Genomic DNA, 7,582 nt, shown 5'->3' on the forward strand with positions numbered 1-7,582 from the left:
TGTCCCTTCGTGCCTCGCTCGGCGTCCATGCCTCGCGTCCCCCCTCCACAGCGCCTGCGCTCGGCCTCCTGACGGGACCGGGGAGTTGGCTGGCAGTTGGGAAGAAAGTTGGAGAGCTTCGCTTTGCTTTTGACGCCCAAATCATCAGGCAGCGCCAAACGCCCCTTTCAGGAGGGAGGGGACCCGGAGCGAAGCGCAGGGCCGGATGACAGGGGCAAGCGTTTTTGCTTACTTTTTTCGCGACTGAAAAAAGTGAGTCGCCGTGCGAGGCGAAACCTGTCGCTCGAGCCGAGGAAAGCGCTGCATCCTCATACCGAAAATGAGGCCCATACCCAACTGCCCGACGCTTTACATCACGGCCAAGGCCGCTCCCACCGGGGCGGAGTAGCCCCGGCTCACTTCCCCCGAATCAACCTCCGCAACCCGAACCGGTTGGGATGACAGGCCTCCGCCACCGCCCTCGGCACCGGCAGCGGCTCGTCGTCCAGCCAGGCGGCCAGCAGTTCCCCGACCAGCGGCGCGCTGAGCAGGCCGCGCGAGCCGTGGCCGCTGCTCACGTACAGGCCCTCCAGCCAGGGACAGGGGCGCTGCGGCACCTGGCGGGCGTCCTTGCCGAGCACGGCGTAGGCCTCGGCGAAGGCCGCGGCGTCGGCCAGGGGGCCGGCGATCGGCAGGTAGTCCGGGCTGGTACAGCGAAAGCCGGCGCGGCCGTCGAGGGCCGCCGGATCGAGCCGGTCGAGCTGCAGCCGCTCGGCCAGGTTGGTGGAGATCTCCCGCAGCAGCTGCAGGTTCTCCGCATGCTCTTCGGTAGTCAGCTCCAGTTCCGTACTGTCGAAGCGGAAGCTGGCGCCCAGGGTGTGCTCGCCGTCGCGCGGCGGGGCGACGTAGCCTTCGGCGCAGAGCACGGTCTGCAGGTCGCGGCTGGTGGCGGTCGCCGGCAGGCGGCTGATCTGCCCGCGAATGCGCTTGAGCGGCAGCCCGGCGGCCTCGGGAAAGCGGGCGATCTCTGCTCCGCCGCAGAGCACCGCGACCGGCGCCCGGGCGAGCAGCGTCTCGCCGCTGCGGGCGCACCACTGGCCGTCCTCGCGGCGCAGGTCGAGGACTTCCCGGTGGGTCAGCAGGCGGATGTTCGGGTGTTCGGCCAGGTGCGCGCAGAGCGCCGGCGGATGCACCCAGCCGGCTTCGGGATAGAACAGCCCGCCGCTGTCCAGTGCGACTCCGGCCAGCTCCTCGGCTTCCGCGCGGCCCAGGCCGTGCAGCAGGTCGGCGGGGAAGGCCGCGGCCAGTTCGGCCTGGCGTGCCGCCTCCCTGGCGTCGAAGGCCAGCTGCAGCACGCCGCAGGGGGACCAGTCGCGGCCCGGCTCGAGCCGCTGCAGCAGCCGGCGGGTGAAGCCGAAGCCGGCGAGGATCAGCCGCGAGAGCGCCGTGCCGTGGGCCGAGAGCTTGAGGTAGAGCACGCCCTGCGGATTACCGGAGGTTTCCTCGGCGACGGCGTCGCGGCGTTCCAGAAGGGTCACCCGCCAGCCGCGCTGGGCCAGACTGGCCGCCGCGGCGCAGCCGGCCAGGCCGGCGCCGATCACCAGCGCCTCGCGGAGGCCAGCGGGATGCGGCGGGCGGGCGAACCAGGGTTTGGCGGCCTCCTGCGGCGTCCCCTCGAAGCGGCCGGCGAGCATCTCGCGCTTCTGCCCGAAGCCCTTGACCCGCTGCATGGCGAAGCCCGCCGCGTTCAGCCCGCGGCGCACGAAACCGGCGCTGGTGAAGGTGGCCAGGCTGGCGCCGGGAGCGGACAGCCGGGCCAGTTCGGCGAACAGCGCGGGCGTCCACATCTCCGGGTTCTTCGCCGGGGCGAAGCCGTCGAGGAACCAGGCGTCGATGCGCGCATCCAGCTCGGGCAGGCGCTCCAGCACATCACCGACCAGCAGGGTCAGCACCACCCGGCCCTCCGCGAAGACGAAGCGCTGGAAGCCCGGATGCACGGCGACGTACTGCGCCAGCAGGGCGTCGGCCCAAGGGGCCAGCTCCGGCCAGAGGGCCAGGGCCTTCTGCAGGTCGGCGCGGGTCAGGGGAAAGCGCTCCACGCTGACGAAGTGCAGCCGGGCGTCGGCCGGCGCCGTGCGCTCGAACAGCTGCCAGGCGCAGAGGAAGTTCAGCCCGGTGCCGAAGCCGGTCTCGCCGACGCTCAGTCGTCCGCCGGCCGGCAGGGCGGCGAAGCGCAGCGGCAGTTCGTTGTGGGCGAGGAACACGTAGCGGGTTTCCTCCAGCCCCGAGGCGCGGGAGAAGTACACGTCGCCGAAGCCGCGCGACAGCGGCTGGCCGTGCTCGTCCCAGTCGAGCTGGGCGTGCTGGAAGTCGGACATGGACGCACTCCTGGAAAATCGGCGACGCATTCTACCCGAACCCCCCGGCCAGGGCCGGACAGGGCATCGTTCATCCGTTACGCTGAGAACATCCCCGTTGCAAGGAGCCGTTCATGTTCGAGTCTGCGGAAATCGGCCACACCATCGACGATGATACCTACGATGCCCAGGTCCCGGCGCTGCGCGAGGCCCTGCTGGAGGCCCAGTTCGAACTCAAGGAGCAGGCGCGCTTTCCGGTGCTGGTGCTGATCAGCGGGATCGAGGGCGCCGGCAAGGGCGAGACGGTCAAGCTGCTCAACGAGTGGATGGACCCGCGGCTGATCGAGGTCAGCACCTTCGACCAGCCGACCGACGAGGAACTGGCCCACCCGCCGGCCTGGCGCTACTGGCGGCAGCTGCCGCCGAAGGGACGGATCGGCATCTTCTTCGGCACCTGGTACAGCCAGATGCTGCAGGCGCGGCTCGGCGGGCGGATCGACGACGCCCGTCTCGACCAGGCCATCGGCGTCGCCGGGCGCCTGGAGCGCATGCTCAGCGACGAGGGCACGCTGATCTTCAAGTTCTGGTTCCACCTGTCGAAGAAGCGCATGAAGGAACGCCTCAAGACCCTCAACGACGATCCCCTGCACAGCTGGCGGCTCAGCGAGCTGGACTGGCAGCAGTCGAAGACCTACGACAAGTTCGTGCGCCACGGCGAGCATATGCTGCGCCGCACCAACCGGGACTTCGCGCCCTGGTACGTGATCGAGGGCACCGATGCCAACTACCGCAGCCTGAGCGTCGGACGCATTCTCCTCGAGGGCCTGCAGGCGGCCCTGAAGCATAAAAGGTCGGTGCGCAGCAGCCCCCATGCGGCGCCGCTGGTCGCCAACCTCGACAACCGCGCCCTGCTGGACGCCCTGGACATGACCCAGGCGCTGGACAAGGCCGTCTACAAGGAGCAGCTGCTCGCCGAGCAGGCGCGCCTGGCCGGGCTGCTGCGCGACAAGCGGATGCGCCGGCATGCCCTGCTGGCGGTGTTCGAGGGCAACGACGCGGCGGGCAAGGGCGGGGCGATCCGCCGTGTCACCGGAGCGCTGGACCCGCGCCAGTACCGCATCGTGCCGGTCGCCTCGCCGACCGACGAGGAGCGCGCGCAGCCCTACCTGTGGCGCTTCTGGCGGCACATTCCGGCGCGCGGCAAGTTCACCATCTTCGACCGCTCCTGGTACGGGCGGGTGCTGGTCGAGCGGGTCGAGGGGCTGTGCAGCGAGGCCGACTGGCTGCGTGCCTACGGCGAGATCAACGATTTCGAGGAGGAGCTGGCCGGCGCCGGGGTGGTGGTGGTCAAGTTCTGGCTGGCCATCGACCAACAGACCCAGCTCGCGCGCTTCAAGGAGCGCGAGCTGACCCCCTTCAAGCGCTTCAAGATCACCGAGGAGGACTGGCGCAACCGCGACAAGTGGGACGCCTACTGCGATGCGGTGGGCGACATGGTCGACCGCACCAGCACCGAGATCGCCCCCTGGACCCTGGTCGAGGCCAACGACAAGTACTTCGCCCGGGTGAAGATCCTGCGCACGCTCAACGAGGCGCTGGAGAAGGCGTTCCGCGCAGGAGTCGCGTCCTTCCCTTGATCGTTCGTCGGATGTCCGGATCCCGGCGCCATTTCCGACGAACGGAAATCCCATTCTCTGCGGCCGGCGGCGCTGGGCGGGCTTCGGTCAGGCAATGAAGCTCCACCTCGGCACTATGCTTGTGTGGGTTGACTGACACTGGGCATAGCAAGGCGATATCGCTCCGCCAGCCGCCCTGCCCACACGAGGTCGACGGACTGCCAGTCCGTGTCCCGGATGTCTTTCGGGAATGACCGCTCGGCTCGTTGCATCGCCCCGGCCAATACCCCCCCATGTATGCACGGCTGGTACACCCTCAATGTCGGATGGACGAGAGAGAGGTGGCTACCATGCCAACCCGTCAGGTTCTGTTCGGGCTCGCCCTGCTCGGTGCCGCTGGCACCGGCTGGGCCGATGATTCCATGTTCCATGTCGCAGCCGGGCGCAGCGCTCCGGCGGGGGCCGGCTCCGGCGCTGTCGTTCCGCCGCCGGGCAATCCGGCCGCGCTCGCCGCCCTGTCCGCGCGTCCCGGCAGTCCCGGCGCCTGGCCGGCGCCGGTCGGCTCCGGGCGGGTGGCCGACCCCGCTCTCGCGGCGGTGGCGGGCGGCGCCAGTCCGGTCGGAACCCAACTGATCCCGGAGCCGGCGCTGAGCGGCGTGGCCGTGCAGCCGGCCTTCGCCTACCGGATCAGCGATGCCCTGTCCATCGGCGTCGGCCCGCGCTTCGTCCACGGCGCCGTACTCGGCGACACGCCGCCCGGCCAGGACCCGGCCAGTGCGCCGGCGACCTACCGCGACAGCGACACCACTGCCGGCCTCAACCTGGGCCTGCTGTACCGGGTGGGCGACAGCACCTGGCTGGGACTGGCCTATGCCAGCGGTTACGAGCTGGACCTTGACACCCATGGCGCTGTCGGCAGCCCCGTGGCCAATGTCGCCCAAGGGCGCCCGGAAACCAACCGGCTGATCGTCGACACGCGGGCGCCGAGCACCGTCACCGCGAGCATTGCCCACCGGCTCGACAACGACTGGATGCTGTCGGCCAGTCTCGGCTGGATGGGCTGGAGCGGGCTGGAAAGGGCCGACGGCACAGCGCCGGCCATCGGCGCGGCGAGCGAGCAGCGCTATCGCGACACTTGGCGCCTCGCTCTGGGCGCGGAGCAGCGGCTCGACGAACACTGGCGCTGGAGCATGGGCATGACCTACGACTCCTCGCCGCTGGCCGGCCCCCAGCACAATCTGGACGACCCGTTGCCGGAGAACCTGCGCCTGGCCGCCGGGCTGAGCTACCAGATGGACGAAGGGATGGAGCTGCAGTTCGGCTACAGCCTGATCTGGCTCGGCGGTGAATCGCAGGACCGGCAGAACAACCGCACGCGCAACAACAGCTTCCTGTCGGGCGAGCCGCCCAGCAGCACCCTGCACGTCATCGGCGGCGGCATGGTCTGGCGTTTCTGAGGGCTGGCAGCCGGGCGGTGGCCCGGCGCGCCGGAGCCGCCGGCCTGCCGGGTGCGGCGCTTAGCGGGACTGTCGTGCCTGGCACTGGCGGATATAGTCCTGGACGCCCTTCAGGGCCTCCTCGCGGCTGGCGTAGGGCCCCATCAGTTGGCCCTCGCGGGTGTCGAAGAAGAACTCATGGTTGACGGCGCAGACGCGCTCGGTGCGAAAGCGGGTGGCGAGGGCCGTGTCGGTCGAGCGGTGTGCGGACATGGCGGGGCTCCTTGCTATGGCGGTTGCTGGCATGGGGGAGGATCGGGGGCTTGCGCCCCCAGGAACTGGCTCCATGCTATCAGAGCCGCCCAGCGGCCGTCCTGCTGGAAAACAGGCCAGGACTTTCCGGCCCCTTTGCGCTCAATACACCGCCGGCACGAAAATCTCCTTGGCCTGGGGGGCACGCAGGTAGTCCGGGTGGTAGACGCGTTCGGGCAGGGCGATGGCCGGGTGGTCGACTTCGCCGTAGGGCACTTGGCCGAGCAGGTGATGGATGCAGTTCAGCCGCGCCCTTTTCTTGTCCACTGCCTCGACGATCCACCAGGGCGCCTCGGCGATGTGGGAGCGCTCCAGCATGACCTCCTTGGCGCGGGTGTAATGCTCCCAGCGGCGGCGCGATTCCATGTCCATCGGACTCAGTTTCCACTGCTTGAGCGGATCGTGGATGCGCATCAGAAAGCGTTTCTGCTGCTCGTCGTCGGTGATCGAGAACCAGTACTTGACGAGGATGATGCCGGAGCGGACCAGCATCCGTTCGAACTCCGTGACGCTGCGGAAGAATTCCTCGTATTCCGCGTCGGTGCAGAAGCCCATCACCTTTTCCACGCCGGCGCGGTTGTACCAGCTGCGGTCGAAGAGCACGATCTCGCCGCCGGCGGGCAGGTGCGACACGTAGCGCTGGAAGTACCACTGGCTGCGCTCGCGCTCGCTCGGCGCAGGCAGCGCCGCGACGCGGCAGACGCGCGGGTTCAGGCGCTGGGTGATACGCTTGATGACGCCGCCCTTGCCGGCGGCGTCGCGTCCTTCGAACAGCACCACAAGCTTGAGTTTCCTGTGCTGGACCCAGTCCTGGAGCTTGACCAGCTCGCCCTGCAGGCGCAGCAGCTCCCGGAAGTAGATACGCCGGTCGAGGTCGCTGCCGGTCTGCCGGGCGGCGGCGGTGCCGGCGACCAGCGCTTCCAGGCGCTGGTCGTCGAGCTCCATTTCCAGCTCTTCGTCGAGGCTGTCGAGCATCTCGGCATAGAGCTGTCGGGAAAGGGGATCGGACGAGTGGATGGGGTCATCGGTCATGGGAAATCCTCCCGGTATGGCGCGCTATGGCTGCTTGAGCGGATGGGAAAGGCGAACCGTGGCGGGCCCGCCTCGCTTGTTCCATGGATTGGCGTGTGGATCGGAAGACGCTCCTCAGCACCACGAAGGCGATGGCGCTCAGGATGGCCGCCGCCGGCAGGGTGATCACCCAGGCGTGGGCGATGGGCTTCATGAGGTCCCAGTTGTTCTGCCGGTTGACCAGGCCGATCCCGAGCACGGCGCCGATCAGGATATGGGTGCTGGAGACGGGCAGGCCGAGCAGCGAGGCCAGCATCACCACTGCCGCCGCCGCCAGTTCCGCGGTGAAGCCCGAGGCTGGGTGTATCTCGGTGAGGTTGGTGCCGACGGTCTGGATGACCTCCTTGCCGATGAACCACAGGCCGACGATCAGCGCCACGCCGAAGGTGATCATCGCCAGGTGGGGAACCGCGGCCTGGCTGCGACCATCGCCCCCAGCGCGGCGATCAGCGGCACCCAGCTTTCCAGCGCGCGGGTGGCCTGGATTTCGTTGCGCTTCTGCTTGATGGCGTGCAGGCCGCGGTAGTAGTCGGACTCCAGATCCTCGGGGTGGAAGTTGGGATCGTTCATCACGTCGGCATCGCGCACCATGGCGTGGGTATAGGCGATCTGCTGGAGTTCGGAGAGGCGCTCGAAGGCTTCCTTGTGCCTTTTCTTGTAGGCCTTCTTCTCCTGGCGGAGGCTCTTGAGCTGCTGATCCATCTCGTCGTTGTAGACTAGGTTCTGTTGACGTATCAGCGTAGCCATAGCAGAGCAGCCGCAAAGGCCAGCATTCCCTTGAAATGGCTGGCCTTCTTCTCATAACGTGTGG

Annotated in this window: 7 protein-coding genes; 2 read left to right on the plus strand and 5 right to left on the minus strand. The window is 68.6% G+C overall.

Going from position 1 to position 7,582, the window contains the following annotated elements:
- Positions 1 to 395: 395 nt before the first annotated feature.
- A complete protein-coding gene (mnmC, locus tag EV691_RS09010; protein ID WP_131302133.1) occupies positions 396 to 2,357 on the minus strand; it encodes a bifunctional tRNA (5-methylaminomethyl-2-thiouridine)(34)-methyltransferase MnmC2/FAD-dependent 5-carboxymethylaminomethyl-2-thiouridine(34) oxidoreductase MnmC1 in 1,962 nt (653 codons plus the stop codon).
- A 113-nt stretch (positions 2,358 to 2,470) separates the two neighbouring features.
- On the opposite strand from mnmC, the gene pap reads away from it, so the two are divergent.
- Positions 2,471 to 3,973, plus strand: coding sequence for a polyphosphate:AMP phosphotransferase (pap, locus tag EV691_RS09015; RefSeq protein ID WP_131302130.1), 1,503 nt, complete (start codon positions 2,471 to 2,473; stop codon positions 3,971 to 3,973).
- A 329-nt stretch (positions 3,974 to 4,302) separates the two neighbouring features.
- Entirely contained in the window at positions 4,303 to 5,409 is a 1,107-nt protein-coding gene (locus tag EV691_RS09020) for an outer membrane protein transport protein (protein ID WP_131302128.1), read from the plus strand.
- 60 nt (positions 5,410 to 5,469) lie between these two features.
- Here EV691_RS09020 and EV691_RS09025 read toward each other — a convergent pair whose 3' ends face one another.
- From EV691_RS09025 to EV691_RS23860, 4 genes are all read right to left on the minus strand, one after another.
- Positions 5,470 to 5,661: a DUF6316 family protein gene (locus tag EV691_RS09025; RefSeq protein WP_131302125.1), complete on the minus strand. Its 192-nt coding sequence runs from the start codon at positions 5,659 to 5,661 to the stop codon at positions 5,470 to 5,472.
- 141 nt (positions 5,662 to 5,802) lie between these two features.
- Positions 5,803 to 6,732 (minus strand): polyphosphate kinase 2, encoded by a 930-nt coding sequence (gene ppk2 / locus EV691_RS09030; protein WP_131302122.1) that lies wholly within the window; start codon positions 6,730 to 6,732, stop codon positions 5,803 to 5,805.
- Positions 6,722 to 7,165 carry an inorganic phosphate transporter gene (locus EV691_RS23855; protein WP_242672657.1) on the minus strand — a complete coding sequence of 148 codons (444 nt, stop codon included), beginning with the start codon at positions 7,163 to 7,165 and terminating at the stop codon, positions 6,722 to 6,724. Before EV691_RS23855 ends, ppk2 begins: the two co-directional genes overlap by 11 nt.
- Positions 7,162 to 7,518: a hypothetical protein gene (locus tag EV691_RS23860; protein ID WP_242672656.1), complete on the minus strand. Its 357-nt coding sequence runs from the start codon at positions 7,516 to 7,518 to the stop codon at positions 7,162 to 7,164. The genes EV691_RS23855 and EV691_RS23860 overlap by 4 nt, the downstream gene beginning before the upstream one ends.
- Positions 7,519 to 7,582 lie beyond the last annotated feature (64 nt).

It is taken from the genome of Azotobacter chroococcum, assembly GCF_004339665.1.
Taxonomy (GTDB): domain Bacteria; phylum Pseudomonadota; class Gammaproteobacteria; order Pseudomonadales; family Pseudomonadaceae; genus Azotobacter; species Azotobacter chroococcum.

What these genes read in the sequence shown, in the direction of transcription:
- mnmC (WP_131302133.1), bottom strand. Translation starts at nt 2,357, where the DNA reads ATGTCCGACTTCCAGCACGCCCAGCTCGACTGGGACGAGCACGGCCAG.
- pap (WP_131302130.1), top strand. Translation starts at nt 2,471, where the DNA reads ATGTTCGAGTCTGCGGAAATCGGCCACACCATCGACGATGATACCTAC.
- EV691_RS09020 (WP_131302128.1), top strand. Translation starts at nt 4,303, where the DNA reads ATGCCAACCCGTCAGGTTCTGTTCGGGCTCGCCCTGCTCGGTGCCGCT.
- EV691_RS09025 (WP_131302125.1), bottom strand. Translation starts at nt 5,661, where the DNA reads ATGTCCGCACACCGCTCGACCGACACGGCCCTCGCCACCCGCTTTCGC.
- ppk2 (WP_131302122.1), bottom strand. Translation starts at nt 6,732, where the DNA reads ATGACCGATGACCCCATCCACTCGTCCGATCCCCTTTCCCGACAGCTC.
- EV691_RS23855 (WP_242672657.1), bottom strand. Translation starts at nt 7,165, where the DNA reads ATGATCACCTTCGGCGTGGCGCTGATCGTCGGCCTGTGGTTCATCGGC.
- EV691_RS23860 (WP_242672656.1), bottom strand. Translation starts at nt 7,518, where the DNA reads ATGGCTACGCTGATACGTCAACAGAACCTAGTCTACAACGACGAGATG.